Here is a 24864-nt window from a genome sequence, read left to right as displayed (position 1 = left end):
GGTCAGCAGCCCCCGGCCGGCCCGGACACCGGATGCGTTCCGGTCGCCCCGCGGGCCGCCCCGTCCGGGGGCGAAGCCCCGGTATCCGCGGCACCGGTGTCCGCGGCCCGTGAGTGATGGCGTCCGATCGGCAGGACGAGGGGCCTGCCCGAGACGGGGTCCTCGATGATGCGGCTCTCCATGCCGTAGACGGCCCGGACCGTGTCCTCGGTCATCACCTCCGCGGTCGTACCGGCCGCGTGCAGCCGGCCGGATGCCAGCGCGACGAGCCGGTCCGCGTAGCGTGCGGCCAGATTGAGGTCGTGCAGGACCATGGCGATGGTGGTGCCCCGGGTCCGGTTCAGATCGGTCAGCAGGTCGAGGACCTCGATCTGGTGGCTGATGTCCAGAAACGTGGTCGGCTCGTCGAGCAGCAGCAGATCGGTCTGCTGGGCCAGGGCCATGGCGATCCACACGCGCTGGCGCTGTCCGCCGGAGAGTTCGTCGACGGCCCGGTCCATCAGCCCGGCGGTCTGAGTGGCCTCCAGCGCGGCGGTGACCGCCGCGTCGTCCTCGGCCGTCCAGCGGGAGAACGCGCGCTGATGGGGGTGGCGGCCCCGGCCCACCAGGTCGAGCACCGTGATGCCCTCGGGGGTGACAGGGGACTGGGGCAGCAGCCCCAGGGTGCGGGCGAGTTCCTTGGCGGGGGTGCGGTGGACCTCCTTGCCGTCCAGGACGACGCGTCCGGCGCGCGGGACGAGCAGCCGGGACATCGACCGCAGCAGCGTCGACTTCCCGCAGGCGTTGGCGCCGACGATCACCGTGATCCTCCCGGCCGCGAGGGTCAGGTCCAGGCCCTCGATGACGGCACGGTCTCCGTAGCCGAGTGTGAGGTCCTCGGTGGAGAGGGTGTGGGAAGCGGTCACAGCGAGCCTCCGGCCCGGTTGGTGCGGACGATCAGGTACACGAGGTAGGGCGCTCCCAGGACTCCGGTGACGACGCCCACGGGGTAGCGGGTGTCGAAGGCGTACTGACCGGTGAAGTCGGCGACCAGTACGAGCAGGGAACCGACCAGGCCCGCGGGTACCAGCAGGGACCCGCCGGTGCCCACGAGCCGGGCGGCGATCGGCCCGGACAGGAACGCGACGAAGGCGATCGGCCCCGCGGCGGCCGTCGCGAACGCGATCAGGCCCACGGCCGCGACGATGACCGTGATCCGGGTGCGTTCGACGCGGACGCCGAGCGCGGACGCCGTGTCCTCCCCCAGACTCAGCGCGCCGAGATTGCGGGACTGGTGCAGCAGCACCGGACTGAGCACGACCACGGCGAGGACCGCGGGCACGGTCTCCTGCCAGGTGGTGCCGTTGAGGCTGCCCGTCAGCCAGCGCATCGCCTCCTGGAGGTCCCATTCGGCCGCCTGCGACAGTACGTACGAAGTGACGCTGTCCAGCAGGGCGGAGACCCCGATGCCGATGAGGATGAGCCGGGTGCCGGCGACCCCGTCACGGAAGGCGAGGGTGTACACGAGCAGGGCCACGCCGAGCGCGGCGGCGATGGCCACGGCCGACACCTCGGTCCCGCCCAGCGAGAAGGTCACGATGGCGATCGCCGCCGCCGCGCTCGCTCCCGCGCTGATCCCGATGATGTCGGGGCTGGCGAGCGGGTTGCGGAGCATCGTCTGGAAGGTGACACCGGCGATACCGAAGGAGAATCCGGCGGTCAGGGCGAGCACGGCCCGTGGCAGTCGCAGTGTGCCGACCGTGAAGGACGCGCCGGGGACGTCCTCGCCCATGACGACGCGCAGCACGTCGCGTGCCGGATAGAAGGTGTGCCCGGCCATGAGCGTCGTGACGAACGCGACGACGACGAGAAGCAGCAGGACAAGGACGAGGAGCCGTCGCCGGTACGCGCGGCGGACCCGTGCCCGGGTGACGGTCCGCAGCGTGGACGGGGCGCTGACCGCGGGGGCGCTCACAGGGACCTGACCTTCTGCCGGCGGACGATGTGGATGAAGAACGGCGCGCCGACCAACGCGGTCACGATCCCCACGTCGATCTCGGACGGCCGTGCCACGATCCGTCCCACCACGTCCGCGGTGGTGAGCAGGACGGCGCCGGTCAGCGCGGAGAACGGGAGCAGCCAGCGGTGGTCGATGCCCACCAGGAGCCGGCAGGCGTGCGGTACGACGAGACCGACGAAGCCGATCGGCCCGGCGACGGCGGTGGACGCGCCGCACAGCACGACCGCGCCGAGCGCCGCCGCGGCCCGGACGAGTGCCACCCGTTCACCGAGCCCGGCGGCCAGGTCGTCGCCCAGGGCAAGCGAGTTGAGGGCGCGGGCGGATGCCAGGCAGATCACGGAACCCACGGCGAGGAACGGCAGGACGCTGCCGAGCTGCGCGTACGAGGCCCCGCCGACCCCGCCGATCTGCCACAGCCGGAAGGTGTCGGAGATATCGTTGCGCGGCAGGACGACGGCGCTCACCAGCGAGGCGAGCGCGGCCGAGATGGCGGCGCCGGCGAGGGCCAGTTTGAGCGGGGTGGCGCCACCGCGCCCCAGCGAGCCGACCGCGTACACGAACCCGGCGGCCAGACCGGCCCCCAGCATGGCCACCCAGATGTACGAGGAGGCCGACGCGAGGCCGAAGTAGGCCATGGCGGTGACCACGGCCAGGGAGGCCCCCATGTTGACGCCGAGGATGCCGGGGTCGGCCAGCGGATTGCGGGTCACTCCCTGCATCACGGCGCCGGCGAGCCCGAGGGCGGCGCCCACGACGACGGCGAGGAGCGTACGCGGTATGCGTTTGGCGACCGCCGCCTCCTCCAGGCTGTGGTCCGCCCCGCCGAGCGCCGACCACACGTCGGACCAGGCGACGTCGCGGGAGCCGAAGGCCAGGGAGGCCGTGACGACGGCGACCAGTACGGCGGCCACCACCAGGAGCAGGACGACGCGGACGCGCGCCGGACGCCGTACGGAGGCGGCGTCCGGCACGGGCGGGGCGGCGGTAACGGTCACTTGGCCTTGTCCGCGGCAGCGGCGAGCGCCTTCACGTAGTCCTCCAGGACGTACGGGATCGACAGCGGTGTCGGGTTCGCGGCGGTCGCCATGGGGGTGCTGCCGGGCAGCAGGTAGATGGAGCCCTGCTCGACGGCCTTCAGCTTCGAGGTCAGCGGGTCGCTCCTGAGCGCCTTCAGCAGTTCGCCCTTGTCGTCTCCGTAGCCGGTGACGATGTCGACGTCGTTGAAGTCGTCGATGCGCTCGGCGCTCTTGGTGAGAACGAACTTCTTGGATGCCGCGGACGGTTCGGAGACGCTGGCCGGGATCTTCATCCCGAGGTCCTCGAAGAACAGCGTGCGGGTGTCGTGGGTGGTGTAGAAGCCGACCTCACTGACGTCCTTGGAGGACACGTGCGTCATGAACATCGCCGACTTGCCCTTGATCTGGGGGTACTTGGCGACGGTCTTCTTGATCTGTCCCTCAAGGTCGTCGATCAGTTCGTCGCCCTTGCCGGCCAGTCCGATGGCCTTGCTGTTCAGGCGGATGATGTCGCGCCACGGGGTCGCCCAGGCGGCCTCGGGATAGGCCACGACGGGCGCGATCCGGCTCAGGGTCTCGTAGTCCTGCTCGGTGAGCCCGGAGTACGAGGCGAGGATGACGTCCGGCTTCGTGTCGGCGACCGCCTCGAAGTCGATGCCGTCGGTCTCGTCGAACAGGACCGGGGTCCTGGCGCCGAGTTCCTTGAGCCGGTCCTCGGTCCAGGGCAGCACGCCGTTGTCGTCGTCGTCGCCGAAGTTGGCCTTGGCCATGCCGACGGGAACGACACCGAGTGCGAGCGGCACCTCGTCGTTGGCCCAGTTGACGGTGGCGACGCGCTTGGGCTTGGAGGGGATGACCGTCGTCCCCAGTGCGTGCTTGATCTTCACGGGGAACCGGTCGGCGGATGCGGTGCCGGCGTCGGATGCGGCACTGCTGTCCTCCTTGCTGTCGTCCTGGCCGCCGCAGGCGGTGAGGCCGAACAGGAGGGTCGCCGCGAGGGCGAGTACGCGAAGGCGGGGTGATCTCATCGACCCGAGTGTCACTTTCGATCCGGGATGCCAGGCTCACGCATCCGGACCGCGGATCGGGGTCGTGGAGCAGGGCACCGCACTTGCAAGAGCAAACTTAGGTAAGGCTTGCCTGAGGAAGCATACGGGCGAGGTGCGTCGTCATCAATCGAGCGTTTTCGACATGCCTTGTAGCGATCGGGACATTCGGCCGGGCAGGCTGACGCGAGCCGGCAGCCCGCCCGCCCCACCTCCGCCGGCCCGCCCCGGCGGCTGTCGCGTCAGTGCGTCCGGAACCTGCCGGGAGTCGTGCCGGTCGTCCGCCGGAACGCTGCTCCGAAGGCACTTGCCGAGCGATAGCCGACCGCATCGGCCACCACATCGACCTCGAACCCGCGGGAGAGGAGCTGCACGGCGTGCTGGGCCCGCACCGCTGCCACCCAACGGGCGAAGCTCGTGCCCGTCTCGGCCCGGAAGGCGCGGGTCAGCGTGCGGGCGCTGCACCCCAGCGAAGAGGCCCAGTCGGCCAGCGTCCGCTGATCGGCGGGATCGGCCCGCACCGTGTCCACGACCGGCTGCAGCAACGCCGATGTGGGCAGCTGCACCAGCAGCGCCCGCGGCGAGGGCCGCAGGACGTCGAGCACCGCCGCCTCGGTCACGGCCCGCGAGTGCGGTGACAGGTCCGCCTCCTCCAGCCGGTCCAGCAGGAGCCGGAGCAGCGGCGTGATGTCCACGGCCACCGGGACGTCGGGCAGCGCGGACACCGTGCCGTGCCGGAAGAAGTGGGCGCGGTAGGAGGTGCCCGCGACCGCGGAGGCCGAGTGCAGCTGGCCCGCCGGCATCCACAGCCCCAGCGTCGGCGTGATGCACCACACCTGGGTCCCCACCACGGCCGTGGAAGCACCGCTCTCGTTCCAGAGCAGTTCGTGCCACGGGTGCGAGTGCTCGTTCCACGCCGTGTCGTCGGCGACAGCCTCCTCGTACCCCTGGATCACGAAGGGGACGTCCACTTCTCCGGCGGCGAGCGTCGGCAGCTCCCTGGTGACACGCATGCGCCCAGGCTAGACCGGCCGTGGCCCGTCGTTCGGGGCCCCGTCGTTCGTGCCGACGTTCGTGGCCCGACGGCCGTGGGACGGCGTTCCTCAGCGGCCGGTCTCGGGCCGGGAGCCCGACAGCAGGTGCAGGCGCAGCGCCAGCTGCAGCTCCAGGGCCCGGTCCGGGGCGTTCCAGTCCCGCCCCTGCCGACGCGCAGCAATCACCGGCTCCGTACGCGAACACAGCAGGCCGCCGTACTGCTCGCGCATCGGTTCTGGACGCAGCCGGCGCTGTATGGGGACTACGCTTCCTGCCGCGCCGCAACCGGCGCCGCTCGCCGTTATTCGCTCCCTTTCCTGATCTGCCACGAGCTTGACGAGGTGCTGGTTGTGACTTTCCTGACCGCGTCCCAAAGCATTGCCACGGATCCGTCCGTTCACCTATGGGCAGCCGAGGACCCCATCGTTCCGGGCTACACACCGGCGCTGCCTGAGGAAGTGAACGGCTCTGTCTCCACCATCCCTTCGTGGACGGCGGGAGGCGGACTTACCGCAGCAGCGGCTGGTGGGCTGATCGGATGGCTGCTGGTCGCGATCGGGCACAACAGCGAGCGCGCCCCGCTCGCGGCACGTGGGAAGCAGAGCGTGTTCTGGAGCCTGATCGGCGCTGGCGGCATCGGGGTCACCAGCGGCCTCGTGCTGGCCGTCCACAACATGACGGGGCCTGAGGTCCAGGCATGAACAGCGACCGCAATGCCCGAAAGGCAAAACTGACCCTGGGTGCCCTCGGCGTCCTGGTGGCCGCGGCCCTCGTGGGCGGCGGACTTGTCGTCTACTCGATGGTCGGCCCCGACGACTCCAACGCCACCGCTAACAAGGCCCCGGCGGCCACACCGAAACCCTCCAGCTCCGAATCCGCGACAGGGTCCGGAGCTGCGATGACGCCGGAGAAGGCGAAGAAGGTCCCGCTGCGCGTCCCGACCGGGCAGGCCAACGGTGTCTCGACAGGATTTCCGCACTCGCCCGGCGGGGCGATCTCGGCCGCCGTGTACTTCTGGGAGGAGTACGCCTGGCTTGATGATCAGAAGGCCCGCCAACAACTCGAAGCGGTGGTCTCGCCCGATGCCACCGGCTACATCGACGAGCAGATCTCCGAGATTCGCAAGACACGCGAGGGCGTCAACCTGCCGACCTCTGGCGGCGCACCTGCCGGGCTCACGATCACCACCACCGTTCAGGCCGTCAGGGGCCGCTCGCTCAAAAGCACAGACCTGCCGCGGGGCGACGTCGTTCACATCTGGATGAGCTTCGACCGCTTCGCGACCACGCCCGAAAAGGCCACGGACGAGGACCCCATCAAGGGCGACACCGCAGACCTGATCGTCAAGTGGCAGGACGGAGCGTGGAAGTTCACCAACGAACCCCAGTACTGGAGGCAGCGCACCTTCCCTGTCGCCTACTCGCCGGACTCTCCGTACGCATGGCGGGACGGGTGGATGCAGGTGAGGCATGAGGACTGACGTGCGGGCCCGCCTAGGCAGTGTCCGGCGGATCATGCGGTGGTCGAGGCCGTCGAGACCCAGCTGACCCCGTTAGACTCTCTGTGTGTTCGAGTACCACGGCTGGATCGCTGTCAGGGAGACCGCAGTCAGCGCCGACGATGACGTCCGACTGCGGCAGGTCGTCGATGAGCTTCGGCTTCGCATCGCTCAGCTGGCCAGTCCCTACCTCCTTGATCTCAGGTGGATGAACGGTGAGCCGTTCATCCACGTGGGAGGCAATTCCAATCACCGCTCGTCGCCGGATGTCGTCGAGCTGTTCGAACATGTCGCGAAGGTCGCTCCCGGCTCCTACGGCCTCCTCCACATGCGCGATGGCGAGCACACGGGGCATGAGAACGAGGTACGGGTACTCAGGCTCGCTCGGGGCACGGTCACGCATCACACGGAGGCGCTGCTGTCTCCTTGCATCCCGACGCTGGAAGACCCCTTCACTGTTTAGGTTCTGTCTGGCTTATCGGCCGGAGCCACGGACGGACCGCCGCCGCCCACGACGGTGCCGTGAAAGACAAAGGCTCTCTTGCCGTACCGCGTAGCTACGGCTCGGGAATGGTGCGCTTGATCTGGCGTCTGTGGGCCGTCTCAGAGCGCGTTCCTCGGCCGTGGGACGGTGTTCCTCAGCGGCCGGTCTCGGGCCGGGAGCCCGACAGCAGGTGCAGGCGCAGCGCCAGCTGCAGCTCCAGGGCCCGGTCCGGGGCGTTCCAGTCCCGCCCCAGCAGCACCTGGATGCGGTCCAGCCGCTGCACCACCGTGTTCACATGGACGTGCAGTTCGTCCTTGGCCCGGATCAGGCTGCCGCCCGCGCCGAAGTACGCGCCGAGCGTGCGCACCAGATGGGTGCCGCGCTGGGCGTCGTACTCCAGCAGCGGCCCCAGCGTCGCCGACACGAAGCCGTCGACGTCCTGGCCGTTGCCCAGCACCACGCCCAGGAAGCCGAGTTCGTCCACGCAGGCACCCTCGCCCGTGCGGCCGAGTACCCGCATGGCCCGCAGACAGCGTGCCGCCTCCGCGTACGCGGCGGCCAGCTCACCCGGGCCGCGGGCCGGGCCCGTGGCGGCGACCGTGACCGGCGCCTGCGCCAGCTGCCCCAGCTGGGCCGCCGCGGTGCGGGCGGCGGTCCCGGCACCCGCCCCGGCCACCGGCCCGCAGTCGTCCGTCTCTATCAACAGCACCACCGTGCCCGCGTGTTCGGCGCTCACCCCATGGATGTCCCCGCCGAACAGATAGCGCATCGCGGCCGGGGCCAGCCGCTCCCGGGCGCCGGTCTCCGCCACCAGCAGGAGGTGCGGGCGGTCCAGGTCGATGCCCAGTCTGCGGCCGCGTTCCGCGAGGCCCGCCGGGTCGCGGCCGGTGTCCGTCAGCAGGTCGGCGATCAGTTCGCCGCGGATGCGGTTCTCCGTCTCGGCCACCGTCCGCCGCAGGAGCAGCAGCAGTCCGGTGACCACGGCGGACCGCTCGAAGAGCCGCCGGTCGGAGTCGTCCAGCTGCCGGCTGCGGTGCAGCACCAGACCGGCCAGCAGCTCCTGCCCGGCGAGCACCGCGCAGACCACCCGCCCGTCGCGGTGCACGGCACGTGCCCCCGTACGGGACTCCTCGGCGGCCTCCGCGAGCCAGCCGGCGTCCATGCTGTCGGCGGCGAAGCCCGTGCCGTCCGGGCGGACCGCCGCCAGTGGGCGCCCGCCCGGGTCGTGGATCGTCAGGGGGGAGTCGAGGAGTCCGGCGACGGCCGCCGCCACGTCCTTGACGTCCCGGCCGCGCAGCACCAGATCCGTCAGCCGGTCGTGCGACTCCTCGGCCCTCCGCATGGCCGCCGAGTGGGCCCGAACGGAGGCGTTCGCCTCGGCCAGCTCCGCGTTCGCCTCGGCCAGTTCGGCCAGGGCCGAGGTGGTGTCGGCCAGTGCGCGGGCGGTGTCGATCGCGATCGCGGCATGGGCGGCGAGCGAGCACAGCAGGGCCACCTCGTCGGGACTGAAGACGCGGGGCGCCCGGTCGGCCGCGAAGAGGACGCCGATCACCTTTCCCGTGTCCCCGCGGCTGGAGCCGAGCAGCAGCGGAACGCCCAGGATGGCGACCAGGCCCTCGTCCAGGACCCCGGCGTTGATGTTGTGGGTGTGGTGGAAGCGCTCGTCGGTGCGGTAGTCCGGGGTCGCGTACGGGCTCGCCGTCTGCGCCACGAGACCGCCGAGGCCCTCGCCGAGTTCCAGGCGCAGCCGCTGGAAGAGCACCGACACCGAACCGTCGGTCACCCGCATGTAGGTGTCGCCCGCCTCCTCGTCCGGGAGGGTCAGATACGCCGTGTCCGTGCCCAGCAGCATCCTGGCCCGCCGCACGATCGCCTTCAGCACGTCGTCCAGATCACGCGAGGCCGCCAGGTCGCCCGCCGTGTCGAAGAGCGCGGTGAGCTGGAGCTCACGGCGCCGGTGCTGGCGCAGCGCGCCCCTGATCCGCAGCGCGGTGGCGGTGGCCCGCTCCACCTCGGCGAGCTCCCGGGCCGGCACCCCGTCGGCCCGAGCCGTCGACAGGACCGCGCCCAAAGCCTCGGCCGGGGCGTCGTCGGACAGCAGGTCGAACAGGTGCCGGAGGTGGGGCGCGGCGGAGGGGGACGGTTCAGACATGGCGGCCAGCGTTCGTCGACAGGGCGGTAGGGGGTCAGTTGGCGGTCCAGCCGCCGTCCATGGAGAGCGAGGTGCCGGTGATGTGCCCGGTGCGCGGACCGCACAGCCACAGGACTGCCTCGGCGACGTCCGCCGGTTCGATCAGGCGCTTGATCGCACTGCGCTCCAGCATCACCCGCCCCACCACGTCCTCCTCCGAGATGCCGTGCGTACGGGCCTGGTCGGCGATCTGGTTCTCGACCAGCGGGGTGCGTACGTAACCGGGGCTGACGCAGTTGCTCGTCACCCCGTGCTCCGCCGCTTCGAGCGCCACCACCTTGCTCAGCCCCTCCAGTGCGTGCTTGGCCGTCACGTACGCCGACTTGTACGGGCTCGCGCGCAACCCGTGCACCGACGAGATGTTGACCACGCGCCCCCAGCCGCGTTCGTACATGCCCGGCAGGGTCCGGCGCAAGATGCGGAACGGGGTCTCCACCATCACGCGCTGGATCAGCGCGAAGCGGTCCGGCGGGAAGGTGTGGACGGGGGCGACGTGCTGGAGCCCCGCGTTGTTGACCACCACGTCCGCGTCGGCCGGCAGCGTGTCCACCACGGCCGGGTCGGACAGGTCCACCACCCAGGCCGTCCCGCCGATCTCCCCGGCCAGGTCCCTGGCGGCCCCGTCCGCCTTGTCCACGACGTGCACATGGGCGCCGGCCGCCGCCAGTGCCTGCGCACAGGCCCGCCCGATACCGCTCGCCGCGCCCGTCACCAGCGCGGTCCGTCCGGCCAGGAACGGTTCCGGGGGCGCCTGCGGTGTTCCGCCGCCGGGGGAGGGGGCGGGGGGCTCGTGATCCGGTCTGCGGGAAGTCTCCATGGCCGTCACCGTAGGTACGCGAAGGCCCGCGTCACACGGGGCCGGTGCACATACCCTCCCGGCCCGGCATGGTGGCGGCGTACATGGTGCGTGCCCCGGCCCGGGCCACCCGGCCGGGGGCGCGGGCCCGGCAGGTCCGGCCCGGACAGCTGTGGTGGTGGCGGGCCGCGCAAGGGCGGCGGCGCACACAGCCGGGGCCGGGGAGTGTCCGCCTGTCCCATGGGCGCGGGAGGGCCCTGCTCGTAGGTTCCGGCAGCAGTCCGTACCCCCGCACGCACCGACCAGGGAGGCACCCGTGCGCCCATCGATCCTGAGACGTCTCTTCCGCCGCGCCGCGCCCACGGCCGCCCTCGGCCTGCTCGCGGCGACACTGAGCATCACGGCGGGCGCGGAGCCGGCCGCGGCGGCCGGCGGCCTCCAGCAGGTCACCGGCTTCGGCTCCAACCCGGGCAATCTGCAGATGTACGAGTACACCCCGGCCGGCCTCCCCGCGAACGCGCCGCTGGTCGTCGCCCTGCACGGCTGTACGCAGACGGCCGACGCGTACTACAGCAACTCCGGCTGGCCGGCCCTCGCCGACCGGTGGGGCTTCGACGTCGTCTTCCCGCAGACCACGTCCGCGAACAACGCGCTCTCCTGCTTCGGCTGGTTCGACCCGGCCGAGGACAGCCGGGGCAAGGGCGAGGCCGCCTCCGTCGTGCAGATGGTGGAGCACGCGAAGCAGAGCCGCGGCTCGGACGCCGGCCGGGTGTACGTCACCGGGCTCTCGGCGGGCGGCGGCATGACCGCGGACCTGCTGGCCGCCTACCCCGACGTGTTCGCGGGCGGCTCGGTGGCCTCGGGGCTGCCCGCCCAGTGCGCGACGAGCCAGGCCGCCGCTTCGGGCTGCCAGACGGGCCCGCAGAAGCTCACCCCCGCGCAGTGGGGCGACAAGGTCCGCGGCGCCTACCCCGGTTACGGCGGCCCGTGGCCCCGGGTGGCCATCTGGCAGGGCACCTCCGACTACACGGTGTACCCGGCCAACGCCACCGCCCTGCGCGACCAGTGGACGGACGTCTGGGGCATCGGCCAGACCCCGTCCTCCACCGACACCCTTCCCGGGAACACCACGCGCAGCGTCTACGAGGACTCCGCCGGCCGGCCGGCCGTCGAGACGTACTCGGTCTCCGGCATGGGCCACGGCCTTCCGGTGAGCCCGGGTTCGGGTGCGGATCAGTGCGGTTCGGCGGGCGCGTACTTCCTGAACACGATCTGCTCCTCGTACTACACGGGAGTCTTCTGGGGCCTGGACGGCGGCAGCAACCCCGGTGGCGGCGACGACCAGTTGCCCGCCCCGGCGGGCGTCACGGTCACCGGCGTCACCGGCACCACGGCCTCGCTGTCCTGGAACGCGGTCGAGGGCGCCGCCTCGTACGCGGTGCTCCGCAACGGTACGAAGGTCGGGTCGCCGACGGGCACGACGTACACGGACACCGGTCTGACCGCCGGCACCGCCTACCGCTACAAGGTGGCGGCGGTCGACGGGGAGGGCGCGACCGGTGCGGCGTCGGCCGAGGCCACGGCGACCACGACGGGCGGTGCGCCGGCGCAGTGCTTCACCGCCACCAACTACGCCCAGGTGGCGGCGGGCCGGGCCCACACCTCGGGCGGGTACGTCTACGCCAACGGCTCGGACGCCGACATGGGCCTGTACAACGTCTTCGTCACCCACACCCTCAAGGAATCACCGGCGGGGTACTTCGTCATCGCGGACAGCGGCTGCACCGCCTGAGCGTGGACCGGGTCCGGCACCCCGTGCCGGACCCGGCCCACGTGTCAGGTGCGTGCGTACGCCACCAGCCGGTCGGCGATCTCCCGCCCGCCGCGCTCGCCCGTGAGGACCGTGTAGTGGTTCACGTCCGGCACCGCCACCGGTGTCAGCCCGGTACCCGCGAGATCCGCCGCCGCGAGGCGCTGTTCGTCGTAAAGGCCCTGCTCCTCGTCCATCAGGCCGCGTGCGGCCCACAGCAGTGTCGCGTCGGCGGGCAGTTTCCGGACCGCCGAGAGCACCTCCTCGTCGAAGAGGCCGATGCCGTCCGTGCGGATCGCCTCGATCCGGCACGTCGAGCGCATGGCCGGTTCGTCGCCCGTCAGATCGCGCTGGATGTACGCGTCCACCTCGTCGGACCAGGCACCCGCGAACGCGGGGTGCGCCTGCCAGAAGGCGCGGTAGGCGGCCCGGTCCGTGAACGTCATCGACAGCCGGTCCATCGCCGGGCCGATCACCGCCGTCATCAGCTCGTCCGGTGACAGATGCGTGGGCGCCGGGAAGCCGATGCCGCCGTCGACGAGTAGCAGCGGACCGAAGCGGCCGGGATGGCGCACCGCGGCGAGCGCCGCCACGAACGCGCCCATCGAATGGCCGGCCAGCACCACCCGGTCCGGGCTCAGGGCCTCGGCCAGGGCGGCGACGTCGTCGGTGTGCGCGGCGATGCCGTACGGGCCGGGGAGTCGCGAACTGCCCGCTCTGCCCCGCAGATCGGGGGCGACCAGGGTGACGCGTCCGGCCAGCTGCCGGGCCACCGGTCCCCAGGAAAGGGCGTTGGCCGTGATGCCGTGCAGGGCGATCACCACCGGCGCCCGCGGATCGTCGGCCGGCCAGCGCACGGCCGCGAGTTCGCCCCCGGCCACGGGGACCTTGATCTCTTCGTACGGAATCACGGGGTTCCGTTCTCCTTCCGGGGCGGGATCTGGGCGGCGGGCCCGCTTCGGACCGACGCGGCCAGTCTGGACGGCAGCCGGGCCAGGCCGCCCGGCAGCAGATGTACCACGGCCACGAACAGCACGCCCAGCAGGAACAGCGGTTGGGAGAGCGGGACGCGGAGTACGGCGGGGAGGCCGGCGACCGCGCCCGAACCGGCCAGATCGCCGAGCCGGTGGTCGGCCCAGGTGTAGAGGATGCCGCCGACCATCGGCCCCCAGCGGGTCCCGGAGCCGCCCAGTACGACCATCACCAGCAGCGACAGCGTGAAGTCCGACGTGGTCGTCTGCGGAGTGGAACCGCCCGTCAGCAGCAGGTGCACGATGCCGCCGAGCGCGGCGAGGGCGCCCGCCACGACGAAGGCCGCCAGCTTGAACCCGTACGGCTTCAGCCCCAGCACCTCCACCCGGCGCTCGTTCTCCCTGATGCCCTCCCAGACGCGGCCGGTGGGGGAGCGGACCGCCCAGTGGACGACGCCCAGGGTGAGGACGAGATAGGCGAGTGCGATCCAGTAGAGGTTCGCCGTGTTGTCGATGCCGACGAGCCAGGAGGGCAGCAGATCCGCGGGTGCGGCCCGGCCCTCCTCGCCGCCGGTGATACCACCGGGGTCGCGGGAGACCAGGATCGAGCCCGCCTGGGCGAAGGCCAGAGTCACCATGGAGAAGCCGATGCCGGTGACGCGCAGGCTCACCGACCCCAGGACCACGGCCAGCGCGATCCCGAAGAGGAGGCCCAGGACCGCGGCGAGCGCGAAGGGCAGCCCCGCCTCCAGCAGGAACATGTTCGTGGCGTAGCTGCCCGCCGCGAAGTACAGGGCGTGGCCGAAGGAGAGCAGTCCGGTGCGGCCGAGCAGCAGGTCGTAGCCGGTGGCCAGGGCGCCGAACAGCAGGCAGGTGGCGAGCAGTTGCAGGCTCCCCGCGCTGCCGAGCGGCCCGTCCAGCAAACCCGGCACCGGCACCGCGCTGTACGGCACCACGACCAGGAGCAGCAGGACGGCGGCGGGCCACAGACGCAGCATCCGCCGGGACCGGCCCGCAGGCGCGGACGCGGCCGGGGTTCCGCCGTCGGTTCGGCCGGGAGTCTCGATGGTGGCGCTCACGCGAGCCTCCCCGTCAGTCCGCGCGGCCGGATCAGCAGCAGCGCGGCGAGCAGGACGACGACCGCCAGATCGCCGAGGCCCGCTGCGGTGTAGTAGTTGGCGAACTGCTGGACCAGCCCGATGACCACGGACGCCACGGCGGCCCCGGTCACCGAACCCATGCCGCCGGTGACCACGACGACGAACGCGAAGATCAGCAGCGAGGTGCCCTGACGGGGGTCGACCGAGCCGAAGTACAGCCCGCCGAGCGCCCCGCCGAGTGCGGCCGCGCACCCCCCGATCGCGAAGACGAGGGTGAACGCCTTGCGTACGTCGATGCCGAGAGCGGTGACCATCGCCCGGTCCTCGACCCCGGCCCGTACGACGAGGCCGTGCCGGGTCCTGCCGAGGAAGAGCCGCAGTGCCACCAGCACGACGAGCGCCGCCGCGACCAGGACGAGACGGTTGACGGGTACCTGGGCGCCCAGCAGTCCGAAGGTGCCGGACAGTGCCTCGGGGCCCGGGAACGTCCGGGCGTCCGAGCCCCAGATCCCCGACAGCAGAGCCGGTACGGCGAGCCCCACCCCGACCGTGGCGAGCACCTGCTCGCGCGGCCGGGTGTAGAGCGGGCGGACGACGGCGAGTTCGAGGAGCACAGCGGCCGCGGTGCCCACCGCCGTGCCGAACAGCACCGCGAGGACGAAGCCGGCCCCGCCGGGACCCGCGCCGGGCAGATTCCCGGACGCCGCCCACCAGGTGCCGTACGCGCCGATGGACAGCAGGGCCCCGTGCGCGAAGTTGAGCACGTCCATCAGGCCGAAGATCAGTGAGAGTCCGGACGCGACGAGGAAGTAGAGGGCTCCCAGACCGAGTCCGGTCATGGTGAGCAGGACCAGGGTGGACATCAGGAATCCGCCTTCGGATCAGGTTCCGCGGTGACCGGGCCGTGGCCCACACCGAGCAGCCGGCGGGCCGCCTCCGCGTCGCCGAGCAGCCCGTCCGCCGGGCCCCGGTGGGCGGTCCGGCCGTCGGCCAGCACCACACAGTGCTCGGCGAGACGGCGTACGACGGCGAGGTTCTGCTCCACGAGCAGCACCGGCACCGCCTCGGCGGCCCGCTCCAGGACCTGCGCCACCTCGGTGACCACCTTCGGCGCCAGGCCCTTGGTGGGTTCATCCGCGATGACCAGCCGGTTGGTGTTGAGCAGGGTGCGGCCGATGGCGACCATCTGCTGCTGACCGCCGGAGAGCGTCCCGGCCAACTGCCGTGCTCGCTGCTTCAGTTCGGGGAAGAGCTCATGGACGAGTGCGTAGCGGGGCTCGCCCGCGCCGCGCCGTTCGGCGAGCCGCAGGTTCTCCGCCACGGTCAGCCCGGCGAAGATGCCGCGGTCCTCCGGGGCGTACCCCACACCCCGGCGGACCACGGCGTGGGTGGGCAGGGACACGGTCTCCTCGCCGTCCAGCCGCACGCTTCCGCTGCGCGGGACGAGCCCGAGGATGCCCCGTACGGTGGTGGTCTTCCCGGCGCCGTTGCGGCCCAGCAGCGCGGTCACGCCGTGCGCGGCGACGTCCAGGTCGACGCCGTGCAGGATGTGCCGGCCGCCGATCAGGACCCGCAGGTCCCGGACGGCGAGCAGGGTCTCGCTCACAACCCCTCCCCGAGGTAGGCCTGTTGCACGGTCGCATCGGCGGTGACGGCCTGCGGGGTGTCCAGTGCCAGCAGCCGGCCGTGGTGCATCACGGCGAGCCGGTCGGCCAGGCCCAGCAGCACGTCCATGTGGTGCTCGACCATGAGGACCGTGCGCCCCTCCTCCCGGTGCAGGGTGCGGATCAGCTCGGTGAGCGCCGGGACCTCCTCCGCGCTCACCCCGGCCATCGGCTCGTCGAGCAGCATCAGCCGGGGCTCACCCACCAGCAGCACGGCCAGCTCCAGCTTCCGCTTCTCGCCGTGCGACAGCTCGGCCGCCGTCGCCCCGGACCGGTGGCCGAGGCCGGTGCGTTCCAGCACGCCGGTCACCTCCGCGGTGTACGGATCGGCGCGACGCCAGAGCCGGTGGGAGCCGCCCCGGGCCGCCTGCGCCGCCAGCCGGACGTGGTCGGCCACCGTCATGGCGGGCCAGAGGCTGGACGTCTGGAACGTCCGGCCGATGCCGCGCCTGGCCCGCACGTGCGCGGGCCGGTCGGTCATGTCGGCGCCGTCCAGCGCGATCGTGCCGGCGGTCGGCATGGCCAGTCCGCTGATGAGGTTGAACAGGGAGGTCTTTCCCGCCCCGTTGGGGCCGATGAAGGCGAGGAACTCGCCCTCGCGGACGCCGAGCGTGATGTCCTCGACGATGGTCGCGCCCCCGATGCTCCAGCCGAGCCCGTCCAGCCGGAGCACCGGCGCGGCCTGCTCCGCCCGCCCGTCGCGGTGGAGGGGGGTGTGCGGTGCGGTCACGGTTCAGCCCGCCGAGGGCTTCGCGGGCGGCGCCACGGCGTCCATCGGCTCGGTGTCCAGCAGCTCCGGCTTCGCGGCGGCGCCCTTGCCGGTCAGCCGGGCCACGAACATCGGCTGCACCAGGGCGTGGTCCGCGGCCCGGACCTGTGCCTTGCCCTTCACCCCGTCGAAGCTCCAGCCCTCCAGGGCCTTCACCATCGCGGCCGGGTCGGTGGCACTGCCCTCGGCCACGGCGTGCACGATCATCTGGGCCGCGGTGAAACCGTCCGGGGTGAACAGGTCGGGGGTGCCGCCGGCCTTCGTCACCGCGTCGAGCATGGCCTTCTCCGCGGCGTTGCCACCGCCCGCGCCCGGGAAGTAGTGGGCCAGGAACGAGACCTTGGCCCCGGCCGTCCCGAAGACCGGGTACGAGGCCGTGCCGGCCAGCCCGGTGACGACCTTGCCCGCACCCAGCACCCCCTGCTGGTCCAGCGCGGTCCACAGCGCCGGCGCGGTGGAACCCGCCCAGGCCACGAAGACCAGATCGGGCCTGCCCGCCTTCACCTGGCGGGCGAACGGCGTCAGGTCGGTCGCGCTGGGCGGCGCCAGGACGGAGCCCACCTTCGCGCCCTTCGCGCCGAGCACCGCCTTCACCGCGGCGACGTTCGCCTGGCCGAACGTCGAGTCCTGGGCCAGCACCGTGACCTTCTTGCCCTTGGCGTCCCCGAGCATCGCGCCCGCCGTGAGGATGTCCTGGTAGGACTGGCGGCCCGAACGGAAGGTGTAGTCGTTGATGCCGGTCACCGCGTCGGTCGCGGCCGGGCCGCTGATGTACAGCACCTTGTTCTGGGCGGCCAGCGGCGCCATCTGGAGGGCCACACCGGAGTCGGTGGTGCCGGCCAGCACCTTGTAGCCCTTGCCGATCAGGCTCTTCGCCGCGGAGACGGCCTTGCCGGGGTCGCCCGCGTCGTCCTGCTCGGTGATCTCGATGCGGTGTCCGTCGACCTTGCGGGTGCCCTTCGTGGCGTAGTCCAGGCCCGCCATGAAGCCGTCCCGGTACTGCTTGCCGTAGTCGGCGAGCAGCCCGGTCCGGGAGTAGACCAGGCCCACCTCGACGGCCGCGTCGTCGGCGGACTTCCCCGAGCCGGAGTCGCCCGCCTTCCCGGCGGCGGTGCATCCGGTCAGCAGCAGACCGGCGGCGGCCAGCACTGCGACGGCGGACAGGGATCTCGACTGGACGGTGCGGGCGGCCCCGCCGGCTCCGCTGGCTCTGACGGTTCTACGACGCATGGTGACCGGCTCCTCGGCGTATTCCTGTGATGTCGCCGAACCGTATGAACACCGTGCCGTCGTCGATATGGTGCAGGGCACCCCACCTGCCCCGGGAGGCGTGTGGGTGCCGCACATGGGCAGTGCCCCGGATGGCTCAGCGGGCCGGATCCGGTGCCGTCAGGTCGATCAGCCGGCACACCGTCTCGATGTCTATCTTCACCTGAGCGATCGACGCCCGGCCGGACAGCCAGGTGATCAGCGCCGAGTGCCAGGTGTGCTCGATGACCCGAACGGCCGAGAGCTGCTCCGGCGTCGGGTGCTCCAGCCCCATCGAGTCCAGGATGATCGCCGTCGTGAGCCGCGAGACGGTGTCCACCTCGGGGCTCACGCTGCGGTCCGCGAAGGTCAGCGCGCGCACCATCGCGTCCGCCAGATGCGGTTCGCGCTGGAGCGCGCGGAACGCCCGCATCAGGGTGTCGGCGACCCGGTCCGCCGCGTCGGCCCCGGCCGGCGGGCGTTTGCGCAGGGTCGTGTGCATGCGCTGGAGCTGGTCCTGCATGGTGGCGACCAGCAGATGGATCTTGGACGGGAAATAGCGGTACAGGGTGCCCAGGGCGACCCCGGCGGCCTCCGCCACCTCGCGCATCTGGACCGCCTCGAACCCGCCCCTGCTGGCGAGCTGGGCGCTGGCGTGCAGAATGCGGCGGCGGCGGGCCTCCTGGCGTTCTGTCAGGGGCGGCGATGCCGGTCTGGCTTCCGCTGTCATGTGTCCCATCCCCGTGCTTCTGACCGCGACCGCGAGGACGCGGCGGCCGGTGCGGCGGCGCACAGCATGCCAGGGTGTGTGTCGTGGCGCGAATCACCTGATCCGGCCGTTGCACCGACGCTACCTGCCGGTAGATTCGTAGCTCATCGACGATCCGGTCTGTAACTTGTTCTAGATTAGCGCGAGCGGTTACGCTCCGGCGAACACGCAGTGAGAAGGGGGCCGAGTGTGACCGCTGAGGCCATAGAGTCGGGCCCCCGCACGGGCGTCGGTACGTCGGACACGGGAGCAGACCCCGACGGCGACCGGCCGTTGCGCATCGCGCTCCTCACCTACAAGGGCAACCCCTTCTGCGGCGGCCAGGGCGTCTACGTACGCCACCTCGCCCGCGAGCTCGCCCGGCTGGGCCACAGCGTCGAGGTGATCGGCGCGCAGCCCTACCCCGTGCTCGACGAGGGCGTCCCGCTCACCGAGCTGCCGAGCCTGGACCTCTACCGGCACCCCGACCCGTTCCGCACCCCGAAGCGCGGCGAGTACCGGGACTGGATCGACGCGGCCGAGGTCGCCACCATGTGGACCGGCGGCTTCCCCGAGCCGCTCACCTTCAGCCTGCGGGCCCGGCGTCATCTCGCCTCCAGGCGCGGCGAGTTCGACGTCATCCACGACAACCAGACGCTTGGCTACGGGCTTCTCGCGGACCTCGGCGCCCCCCTGGTCACCACCATCCACCACCCCATCACCGTCGACCGGCAGCTCGACCTGGACGCCGCCCCGACCCGCCGCCGCCGCGCCTCCGTACGCCGCTGGTACGCCTTCACCCGGATGCAGAAGCGGGTCGCCCGCAGGCTCCCGTCCGTGCTCACCGTCTCCGGCTCCTCCAAGCAGGAGATCGTCGAGCACCTCGGGGTGGAGGAGCGCCGCGTCCGCGTCGTCCACATCGGCGCGGACACCGACCTGTGGTCGCCCGACCCCTCGGTCGCCGAGGTCGATGGCCGCATCGTCACCACCTCCAGCGCCGACGTGCCGCTCAAGGGCCTCGTCCACCTCGTGGAGGCGCTCGCCAAGATCCGGGCCGGCAACCCGGCGGCGCACCTCGTGGTCGTCGGCCGCAGGGCCGAGGACGGGCCGGTCGCGCAGGCCATCGAGCGGCACGGCCTCGGGGACGCCGTCGAGTTCGTCAAGGGCATCAGCGACGCCGAACTCGTCGACCTGGTGCGCGGCGCCCAGATCGCCTGTGTCCCCTCCCTGTACGAGGGCTTCTCGCTGCCGGCCGCCGAGGCCATGGCCACCGGCACCCCGCTCGTCGCCACCACCGGCGGTGCGATCCCCGAGGTGGCCGGCCCCGACGGAGAGACCTGCCTGGCCGTCCCGCCCGCCGACGCCGGGGCCCTGGCCGACGCGCTCGGCCGGCTCCTCGGCGACGCCGCGCTGCGCGCCCGGCTCGGAGCGGCGGGCCGCGCACGGGTCCTCGCCCGCTTCACCTGGAAGCAGGCGGCGATCGGTACCGCCGCGCTCTACCGGGAGGCCATCGCCGCCCGTGCCGCCACCGGGCCGGACGGCCGCCGGTGACACCGCACCACCCCTGACGCCTTTCCCCCGCCCCCTTCGAACCCCCGACCGCGAAAGCAGGCATTCGTGCTGACCGTGGACTTCACCCGCTTCCCGCTCGCCGCAGGCGACCGAGTGCTCGACCTGGGCTGCGGCGCCGGACGCCACGCCTTCGAGTGCTACCGGCGCGGCGCCCAGGTGGTGGCGCTCGACCAGAACGGTGAGGAGATCCGCGAGGTCGCGAAGTGGTTCGCCGCGATGAAGGAGGCCGGGGAGGCCCCCGAGGGCGCCACCGCCACCGCGATGGAGGGTGACGCGCTCAACCTGCCGTTCCCCGACGAGTCCTTCGACGTCGTGATCATCTCCGAGGTGATGGAGCACATCCCCGACGACAAGGGCGTGCTCGCCGAGATGGTCCGGGTACTGAAGCCCGGCGGCCGGATCGCGGTCACCGTGCCGCGCTACGGCCCCGAGAAGGTCTGCTGGACACTCTCCGACGCCTACCACGAGGTCGAGGGCGGCCACATCCGCATCTACCGGGCCGACGAGCTCCTCGGCAAGATGCGCGGCGCCGGCCTCAAGCCGTACGGCACCCACCACGCGCACGCGCTGCACTCGCCGTACTGGTGGCTGAAGTGCGCGTTCGGCGTCGACAACGACAAGGCGCTGCCGGTGCGGGCGTACCACAAGCTGCTGGTCTGGGACATCATGAAGAAGCCGATGGCCACCCGGGTCGCCGAGCAGCTGCTCAACCCGGTCGTCGGCAAGAGCTTCGTGGCCTACGCGACCAAGCCCCACCTGCCCGCCGCCGCGGTGCGGGCCGACGACTCCGCCAAGGCCGAGGCGTGACCCTTCCCGAGCGGACCGAACACCTGGTGCTGCCCGGGGTGCTCACCGCCGGCCAGGCGGCCGAGACCGTCGCGGCGGTGCTCGCCGTGCAGCGCGAGGACGGCGCCCTGCCCTGGTTCCGCGGGCACCACCTCGACCCGTGGGACCACACCGAGGCGGCGATGGCCCTGGACGCCTCCGGTGAGCACGAGGCCGCTGAACGCGCCTACGAGTGGCTGGCCAGGAACCAGAACGCGGACGGCTCCTGGTACGCCGCCTACCACGACGGTGACCCGCAGCGGCCGACCGACCGCGGTCTTGAGACCAACTTCTGCGCGTACGTGGCCGTCGGCGTCTGGCACCACTACCTCGCCACCGGCGACGACGCCTTCGTCGACCGGATGTGGCCGACCGTCTACGCCGCCGTCGAGTTCGTCCTGCGGCTCCAGCAGCCCGGCGGCCAGATCGGCTGGAAGCAGGAGGCCGACGGCACCCCCGTCGAGGACGCGCTGCTGACCGGCTCCTCCTCCATCCACCAGGCACTGCGCTGCGCGCTCGCCATCGCGGAGCGCCGCGAGGAGCCGCAGCCCGACTGGGAGCTGGCAACCGGCGCACTCGCCCACGCGATCCGCAGCCATCCGGAACGCTTCCTGGACAAGAGCCACTACTCGATGGACTGGTACTACCCGGTCCTCGGCGGCGCGCTCGAAGGAGTGGCCGCCACACGGCGGATCGAGGAGGGCTGGGACCGGTTCGTCGTCCCGGACCTCGGGGTGCGCTGTGTGCTGCCCAACCCGTGGGTGACGGGCGGCGAGAGCTGCGAACTCGCCCTGGCGCTCTGGGTGATGGGCGAGTCCGACCGGGCTCTGGAGGTACTGCAGTCCATCCAGCACCTGCGGGCCGGCGACGGCCTGTACTGGACGGGGTACGTCTTCGAGGGCAACCGGGCGTTCTGGCCGGAGGAGCGCACGGCCTGGACCGCCGGTTCGCTGCTGCTCGCGGTGGCCGCCCTCGGTGGGGACGAGGCGACCACCGCGGTCTTCAGCGGGGAACGGCTGCCGAAGGGACTGGAGCCGGACTGCTGCGGCTGAGCCGCGGCAGTCCGGACCTGGTGCCGTATCCGCCTCAGTGGCGGATACGGCCCGCGATCGCGTGCCCGATGAACAGGTACACGACGGCTGCGAGGCCGTAACCGGCGACGACCCTGGCCCACGCCTCGTCGAACGTGAACAGGTCGTACGACCAGCCGGCGAGCCAGCGCGCGGTGTGCCGCACGAACTCGACGAGGTCGTTGCCCCGGTTGGCGTCGAGCAGGTACATCAGAATCCACAGGCCGATGATGAAGGCCATGATGTCGGCCACTACGGCTATGACACGTGCTGCGGTATTGCTTCCGTTGCCTGTTCTGGGAGACATGCCATCCGGGTTGCCGCATTCCGCCCGGTGAAACCCGGACGGCGTACCCGGGTGGCGGGCGGGGCGGGCCGGGGCAAGCCTTGCGGGGGAGTGCCGGGCCCCGGCACCGCTCGTGATGTGCCCGGCCAGGGAGGCCCGCCGTGCCCAGTTCCGTACCGATTCGCCGTCTGCTCGTGGCACTGCTGCTGTCCTGCACCGTGCTGGTGAGCGCCACCGCGTGCAGCAGTGACGACGCCACCGGCGCGGGCAGTTCCGCTTCGCCCACCGGCACGTCGTCGGCCGAGGCGCAGAAGTTCGCCAAGACGCGGTTCGTCGCCAACGCGGGACTGGCCGCGGGCGCCACGTACCAGTGGATCGTCAAGCCGTACCGCGCCGGGAAGTTCAAGAAGGGGGCGGACGGGCGGACCTTCGCGCTCGTCAAGGCCGGGCTTGCGGGCGGCTTCGCCTACAACCGCCTCAAGGCCGCCTCGGCCAACGCCAAGGGCGACCCGCTGCTCTCGAAGGCCGTCGCACCGCTGACCGCGGGCATCGAATCGCTCAAGGGCCTCGGCACCAAGCTCCGCAAGGGCGACGCGGGCGAGGGAGACATCGGCGCCTTCGAGAGCGTCATCAACAGCATCAAGGGAGCCGGAAAGAGCGCGGGCGCCGAGGTGAAGGACAAGGTGCCGTCCACCTCGCAACTGGGCGGATAATCCGTGGGGGAGGATCGGCACGGCCCTTAGGGTGCGGGCATGAGCCTTCTTTCCCATGAGCGCTACTGCGACGAAATCGTCGCGCGGACCTCGGCGTTGAGAGCCGCGGTGCGCGGTGCGGACCTCGGCGCGAACGTACCGACCTGCCCGGAGTGGACGCTGCGCGAACTCGCCGTCCACGTCGGCGGCGCCCACCGCTGGGTAGCGGAGATCGTGCGCACCCGGGCGATCGAGCCGGTCCCGGAGGAGAAGGTGCCGCACCTCACCCCCGGGGGCGACGATCCCGCCGTGCTCGACGCCTGGCTGGCACAGGGCGCGGAACTGACCGCAGGGGCGCTGCGCGACGCGGGACCGGAGCTGCCGGTCTGGTCCTGGTCCTGGGACCACAGCGCCGGATTCTGGGCGCGGCGCATGGCGATCGAGACGGTCGTCCACCAGGCGGACGCGGCGCTGGCCGCGAAGGTGCCCTACAGCATGACGCCCGACCTCGCCGCGGACACCATCGACGAATGGCTGGAGATCGTCGCCTTCGCCCAGGCCTCCGGACACGACCGGGAATCCGCCGAGCTGCGCGGCTCCGGGCGCTCCATCCACCTGCACGCCACCGACGAACCCGGCGCCGAGTGGCTGATCGAGTTCGGCGAGGACGGATTCGTCTGGCGGCGCGCGCACGAGAAGGCGACCGTGGCGCTGCGCGGGCCGCTCACCGACCTGATGCTGGTCTTCAACCGCCGGCTGGCGCCGGACAGCGGCCGGGTCGAGGTCCTGGGCGACGCGGAGCTGCTGGACTTCTGGCTGGCACGGTCCTCCTTCGGCTGAGCGGCCGGTGTGCGGGGCGGGCCCCGCTGGGCCAAGCTGGAACGGCAGCCCGTCCCGTCCGGCGAGGAGGTGCCGATGGACCCGGTCCGGGCCCTGGAACGGATCGCCTTCCTGCTGGAACGCGGCAGGGCCGACACCTACCGTGTCCAGGCCTTCCGCACGGCCGCCCGCACCGTCGCGGCGATGGACGACGGCGAGGCCGTACGGCGGGTGACGGACGGATCGCTGGAACGGGTCAAGGGCATCGGCCCCAGGACCGCACAGGTCATCCGTGAGGCGGTGGCCGGAGAAGTACCCGCGTACCTGACCCGCCTGGAGACCGAGGCCGAGAGCGCCGGACCGCTCGCCGACGGCGGCGAGCGGCTGCTCGGGCTGCTGCGCGGCGACTGCCATCTGCACTCCGACTGGTCGGACGGCGGCAGCCCGATCGAGGAGATGGGCCGCACCGCCGCCGCGCTCGGCCACGACTGGGCGGTGCTCACCGACCACTCGCCCCGGCTGACCGTGGCCAACGGGCTCTCGCCCGAGCGGCTGCGCCGGCAGCTGGCCGAGGTGGCCGAACTCAACGAGCGCTGGGCGCCGTTCCGGCTGCTGACCGGCATCGAGTGCGATATCAACCTCGACGGCAGCCTCGACCAGGAGGACGAACTGCTCGCTCAGCTTGACCTGGTGGTGGTGTCCGTCCACTCCAAGCTGCGGATGGAGCCGGAGGCGATGACCCGGCGGCTGCTCGCGGCCGTCCGCCATCCGCGGGCGAACGTCCTCGGGCACTGCACCGGGCGCCTGGTCACCGGCCGGGGCCGCCCGGAGTCCCGGTTCGACGCGGACGAGGTCTTCGCCGCCTGCGCCCTGGCGGGCACGGCGGTGGAGATCAACAGCCGACCCGAGCGGCTGGACCCGCCCCGGCGGCTGCTGCGCCGGGCCGTCGAGGCGGGCACCCTGTTCGCCGTCGACACCGACGCGCACGCGCCCGGACAGCTGGACTGGCAGATCCACGGCTGCGCCCGCGCCGAGGAGTGCGGGGTCCCGGCGGAGCGCGTCGTCACGACATGGACGGCGGACGAGCTGCTCGCCTGGACGCGCGAGGGCCGTCTTCCGTCCTGACCTGACTAAAGGTTGTTGCAGAAGGGTGGGTGTGGGCAGGCCGGGATGGCGTTTGACCTGCTGGTCAGCCTGTCATGGCGAGGTTGTGCATGGTGGCGAC

The 24864-nt window shown here is 72.0% G+C and carries 25 protein-coding genes; 10 read left to right on the top strand and 15 right to left on the bottom strand.

Annotated features, from left to right (window positions below; translation table 11 throughout):
* Window positions 1-2: 2 nt before the first annotated feature.
* The 5 genes from ACFVJX_RS03630 to ACFVJX_RS03610 form a co-directional block, all read right to left on the bottom strand.
* Window positions 3-905 (bottom strand): ABC transporter ATP-binding protein, encoded by a 903-nt coding sequence (locus ACFVJX_RS03630; RefSeq protein ID WP_384124344.1) that lies wholly within the window; start codon window positions 903-905, stop codon window positions 3-5.
* Window positions 902-1954: a FecCD family ABC transporter permease gene (locus ACFVJX_RS03625; protein ID WP_384124346.1), complete on the bottom strand. Its 1053-nt coding sequence runs from the start codon at window positions 1952-1954 to the stop codon at window positions 902-904. The genes ACFVJX_RS03630 and ACFVJX_RS03625 overlap by 4 nt, the downstream gene beginning before the upstream one ends.
* Window positions 1951-2994 carry a FecCD family ABC transporter permease gene (locus ACFVJX_RS03620; protein ID WP_384124348.1) on the bottom strand — a complete coding sequence of 348 codons (1044 nt, stop codon included), beginning with the start codon at window positions 2992-2994 and terminating at the stop codon, window positions 1951-1953. The genes ACFVJX_RS03625 and ACFVJX_RS03620 overlap by 4 nt, the downstream gene beginning before the upstream one ends.
* Entirely contained in the window at window positions 2991-4043 is a 1053-nt protein-coding gene (locus ACFVJX_RS03615; protein ID WP_384124350.1) for an ABC transporter substrate-binding protein, read from the bottom strand. Before ACFVJX_RS03615 ends, ACFVJX_RS03620 begins: the two co-directional genes overlap by 4 nt.
* Window positions 4044-4303: 260 nt before the next feature.
* Entirely contained in the window at window positions 4304-5074 is a 771-nt protein-coding gene (locus ACFVJX_RS03610) for an AraC family transcriptional regulator (RefSeq protein WP_384124352.1), read from the bottom strand.
* 372 nt (window positions 5075-5446) lie between these two features.
* Between ACFVJX_RS03610 and ACFVJX_RS03605 the strand changes: the two genes are divergently transcribed.
* The 3 genes from ACFVJX_RS03605 (at window position 5447) to ACFVJX_RS03595 (ending at window position 7057) form a co-directional block, all read left to right on the top strand.
* The gene (locus ACFVJX_RS03605) at window positions 5447-5797 is read left to right on the top strand and encodes a hypothetical protein (protein ID WP_384124356.1); all 351 of its coding nucleotides are present in this window, start codon (window positions 5447-5449) and stop codon (window positions 5795-5797) included.
* Entirely contained in the window at window positions 5794-6576 is a 783-nt protein-coding gene (locus tag ACFVJX_RS03600) for a hypothetical protein (protein WP_384124358.1), read from the top strand. Before ACFVJX_RS03605 ends, ACFVJX_RS03600 begins: the two co-directional genes overlap by 4 nt.
* 85 nt (window positions 6577-6661) lie before the next feature.
* Entirely contained in the window at window positions 6662-7057 is a 396-nt protein-coding gene (locus tag ACFVJX_RS03595) for an Imm7 family immunity protein (RefSeq protein ID WP_384124359.1), read from the top strand.
* Between the two features lie 175 nt (window positions 7058-7232).
* On the opposite strand, the gene ACFVJX_RS03590 is transcribed toward ACFVJX_RS03595, so the two are convergent.
* Window positions 7233-9230, bottom strand: coding sequence for a helix-turn-helix domain-containing protein (locus ACFVJX_RS03590; RefSeq protein ID WP_384124361.1), 1998 nt, complete (start codon window positions 9228-9230; stop codon window positions 7233-7235).
* Between the two features lie 34 nt (window positions 9231-9264).
* Window positions 9265-10086, bottom strand: a complete 822-nt coding sequence (locus ACFVJX_RS03585) for a 3-hydroxybutyrate dehydrogenase (protein WP_384124363.1) — start codon at window positions 10084-10086, stop codon at window positions 9265-9267.
* Between the two features lie 295 nt (window positions 10087-10381).
* Here ACFVJX_RS03585 and ACFVJX_RS03580 point away from each other — a divergent pair, with 295 nt between their 5' ends.
* The gene (locus ACFVJX_RS03580; protein ID WP_384124364.1) at window positions 10382-11857 is read left to right on the top strand and encodes a PHB depolymerase family esterase; all 1476 of its coding nucleotides are present in this window, start codon (window positions 10382-10384) and stop codon (window positions 11855-11857) included.
* A 44-nt stretch (window positions 11858-11901) separates the two neighbouring features.
* On the opposite strand, the gene ACFVJX_RS03575 is transcribed toward ACFVJX_RS03580, so the two are convergent.
* The 7 genes from ACFVJX_RS03575 to ACFVJX_RS03545 form a co-directional block, all read right to left on the bottom strand.
* Window positions 11902-12786: an alpha/beta fold hydrolase gene (locus tag ACFVJX_RS03575; RefSeq protein ID WP_384124366.1), complete on the bottom strand. Its 885-nt coding sequence runs from the start codon at window positions 12784-12786 to the stop codon at window positions 11902-11904.
* On the bottom strand, window positions 12783-13844 hold the full coding sequence (locus tag ACFVJX_RS03570) for a branched-chain amino acid ABC transporter permease (protein ID WP_384124401.1): 1062 nt from the start codon (window positions 13842-13844) through the stop codon (window positions 12783-12785). The genes ACFVJX_RS03575 and ACFVJX_RS03570 overlap by 4 nt, the downstream gene beginning before the upstream one ends.
* Before the next feature lie 77 nt (window positions 13845-13921).
* On the bottom strand, window positions 13922-14809 hold the full coding sequence (locus ACFVJX_RS03565) for a branched-chain amino acid ABC transporter permease (protein ID WP_384124368.1): 888 nt from the start codon (window positions 14807-14809) through the stop codon (window positions 13922-13924).
* The gene (locus ACFVJX_RS03560) at window positions 14809-15552 is read right to left on the bottom strand and encodes an ABC transporter ATP-binding protein (RefSeq protein ID WP_384124370.1); all 744 of its coding nucleotides are present in this window, start codon (window positions 15550-15552) and stop codon (window positions 14809-14811) included. Before ACFVJX_RS03560 ends, ACFVJX_RS03565 begins: the two co-directional genes overlap by 1 nt.
* Window positions 15549-16340 carry an ABC transporter ATP-binding protein gene (locus tag ACFVJX_RS03555; protein WP_384124372.1) on the bottom strand — a complete coding sequence of 264 codons (792 nt, stop codon included), beginning with the start codon at window positions 16338-16340 and terminating at the stop codon, window positions 15549-15551. The genes ACFVJX_RS03560 and ACFVJX_RS03555 overlap by 4 nt, the downstream gene beginning before the upstream one ends.
* 3 nt (window positions 16341-16343) lie before the next feature.
* Window positions 16344-17609, bottom strand: a complete 1266-nt coding sequence (locus ACFVJX_RS03550; protein WP_384124374.1) for a substrate-binding domain-containing protein — start codon at window positions 17607-17609, stop codon at window positions 16344-16346.
* Between the two features lie 136 nt (window positions 17610-17745).
* Entirely contained in the window at window positions 17746-18357 is a 612-nt protein-coding gene (locus tag ACFVJX_RS03545; protein ID WP_384124376.1) for a TetR family transcriptional regulator, read from the bottom strand.
* Window positions 18358-18585: 228 nt separating this feature from the next.
* Between ACFVJX_RS03545 and ACFVJX_RS03540 the strand changes: the two genes are divergently transcribed.
* The 3 genes from ACFVJX_RS03540 (at window position 18586) to ACFVJX_RS03530 (ending at window position 21824) form a co-directional block, all read left to right on the top strand.
* Complete coding sequence (locus tag ACFVJX_RS03540) at window positions 18586-19926, top strand: glycosyltransferase family 4 protein (protein WP_384124378.1); 1341 nt, start codon at window positions 18586-18588, stop codon at window positions 19924-19926.
* Window positions 19927-19992: 66 nt separating this feature from the next.
* Window positions 19993-20754, top strand: coding sequence for a class I SAM-dependent methyltransferase (locus tag ACFVJX_RS03535; RefSeq protein ID WP_384124380.1), 762 nt, complete (start codon window positions 19993-19995; stop codon window positions 20752-20754).
* Window positions 20751-21824 (top strand): prenyltransferase, encoded by a 1074-nt coding sequence (locus tag ACFVJX_RS03530; RefSeq protein ID WP_384124381.1) that lies wholly within the window; start codon window positions 20751-20753, stop codon window positions 21822-21824. The genes ACFVJX_RS03535 and ACFVJX_RS03530 overlap by 4 nt, the downstream gene beginning before the upstream one ends.
* A gap of 34 nt (window positions 21825-21858) precedes the next feature.
* Here ACFVJX_RS03530 and ACFVJX_RS03525 read toward each other — a convergent pair whose 3' ends face one another.
* Window positions 21859-22149 (bottom strand): hypothetical protein, encoded by a 291-nt coding sequence (locus tag ACFVJX_RS03525; protein ID WP_384124383.1) that lies wholly within the window; start codon window positions 22147-22149, stop codon window positions 21859-21861.
* A gap of 140 nt (window positions 22150-22289) precedes the next feature.
* On the opposite strand from ACFVJX_RS03525, the gene ACFVJX_RS03520 reads away from it, so the two are divergent.
* The 3 genes from ACFVJX_RS03520 to ACFVJX_RS03510 all read left to right on the top strand — a co-directional run bounded on the left by ACFVJX_RS03520 (window position 22290) and on the right by ACFVJX_RS03510 (window position 24764).
* Window positions 22290-22841: a hypothetical protein gene (locus ACFVJX_RS03520; protein WP_384124384.1), complete on the top strand. Its 552-nt coding sequence runs from the start codon at window positions 22290-22292 to the stop codon at window positions 22839-22841.
* A gap of 39 nt (window positions 22842-22880) precedes the next feature.
* Entirely contained in the window at window positions 22881-23660 is a 780-nt protein-coding gene (locus ACFVJX_RS03515; RefSeq protein WP_384124386.1) for a maleylpyruvate isomerase family mycothiol-dependent enzyme, read from the top strand.
* A gap of 75 nt (window positions 23661-23735) precedes the next feature.
* Window positions 23736-24764 carry a PHP domain-containing protein gene (locus tag ACFVJX_RS03510; RefSeq protein ID WP_384124388.1) on the top strand — a complete coding sequence of 343 codons (1029 nt, stop codon included), beginning with the start codon at window positions 23736-23738 and terminating at the stop codon, window positions 24762-24764.
* Window positions 24765-24864 lie beyond the last annotated feature (100 nt).

The organism is Streptomyces sp. NPDC127177 (genome assembly GCF_042672475.1).
In the GTDB taxonomy this organism is placed as follows: domain Bacteria; phylum Actinomycetota; class Actinomycetes; order Streptomycetales; family Streptomycetaceae; genus Streptomyces.
Note: the sequence above shows the minus strand (reverse complement) of the source record. Positions and strands in the feature narration are given on the sequence as shown.

What these genes read in the sequence shown, in the direction of transcription:
- ACFVJX_RS03615 (WP_384124350.1), bottom strand. Translation starts at nt 4,043, where the DNA reads ATGAGATCACCCCGCCTTCGCGTACTCGCCCTCGCGGCGACCCTCCTG.
- ACFVJX_RS03610 (WP_384124352.1), bottom strand. Translation starts at nt 5,074, where the DNA reads ATGCGTGTCACCAGGGAGCTGCCGACGCTCGCCGCCGGAGAAGTGGAC.
- ACFVJX_RS03600 (WP_384124358.1), top strand. Translation starts at nt 5,794, where the DNA reads ATGAACAGCGACCGCAATGCCCGAAAGGCAAAACTGACCCTGGGTGCC.
- ACFVJX_RS03590 (WP_384124361.1), bottom strand. Translation starts at nt 9,230, where the DNA reads ATGTCTGAACCGTCCCCCTCCGCCGCGCCCCACCTCCGGCACCTGTTC.
- ACFVJX_RS03585 (WP_384124363.1), bottom strand. Translation starts at nt 10,086, where the DNA reads ATGGAGACTTCCCGCAGACCGGATCACGAGCCCCCCGCCCCCTCCCCC.
- ACFVJX_RS03570 (WP_384124401.1), bottom strand. Translation starts at nt 13,844, where the DNA reads ATGCTGCGTCTGTGGCCCGCCGCCGTCCTGCTGCTCCTGGTCGTGGTG.
- ACFVJX_RS03565 (WP_384124368.1), bottom strand. Translation starts at nt 14,809, where the DNA reads ATGTCCACCCTGGTCCTGCTCACCATGACCGGACTCGGTCTGGGAGCC.
- ACFVJX_RS03550 (WP_384124374.1), bottom strand. Translation starts at nt 17,609, where the DNA reads ATGCGTCGTAGAACCGTCAGAGCCAGCGGAGCCGGCGGGGCCGCCCGC.
- ACFVJX_RS03545 (WP_384124376.1), bottom strand. Translation starts at nt 18,357, where the DNA reads ATGACAGCGGAAGCCAGACCGGCATCGCCGCCCCTGACAGAACGCCAG.
- ACFVJX_RS03525 (WP_384124383.1), bottom strand. Translation starts at nt 22,149, where the DNA reads ATGTCTCCCAGAACAGGCAACGGAAGCAATACCGCAGCACGTGTCATA.
- ACFVJX_RS03515 (WP_384124386.1), top strand. Translation starts at nt 22,881, where the DNA reads ATGAGCCTTCTTTCCCATGAGCGCTACTGCGACGAAATCGTCGCGCGG.
- ACFVJX_RS03510 (WP_384124388.1), top strand. Translation starts at nt 23,736, where the DNA reads ATGGACCCGGTCCGGGCCCTGGAACGGATCGCCTTCCTGCTGGAACGC.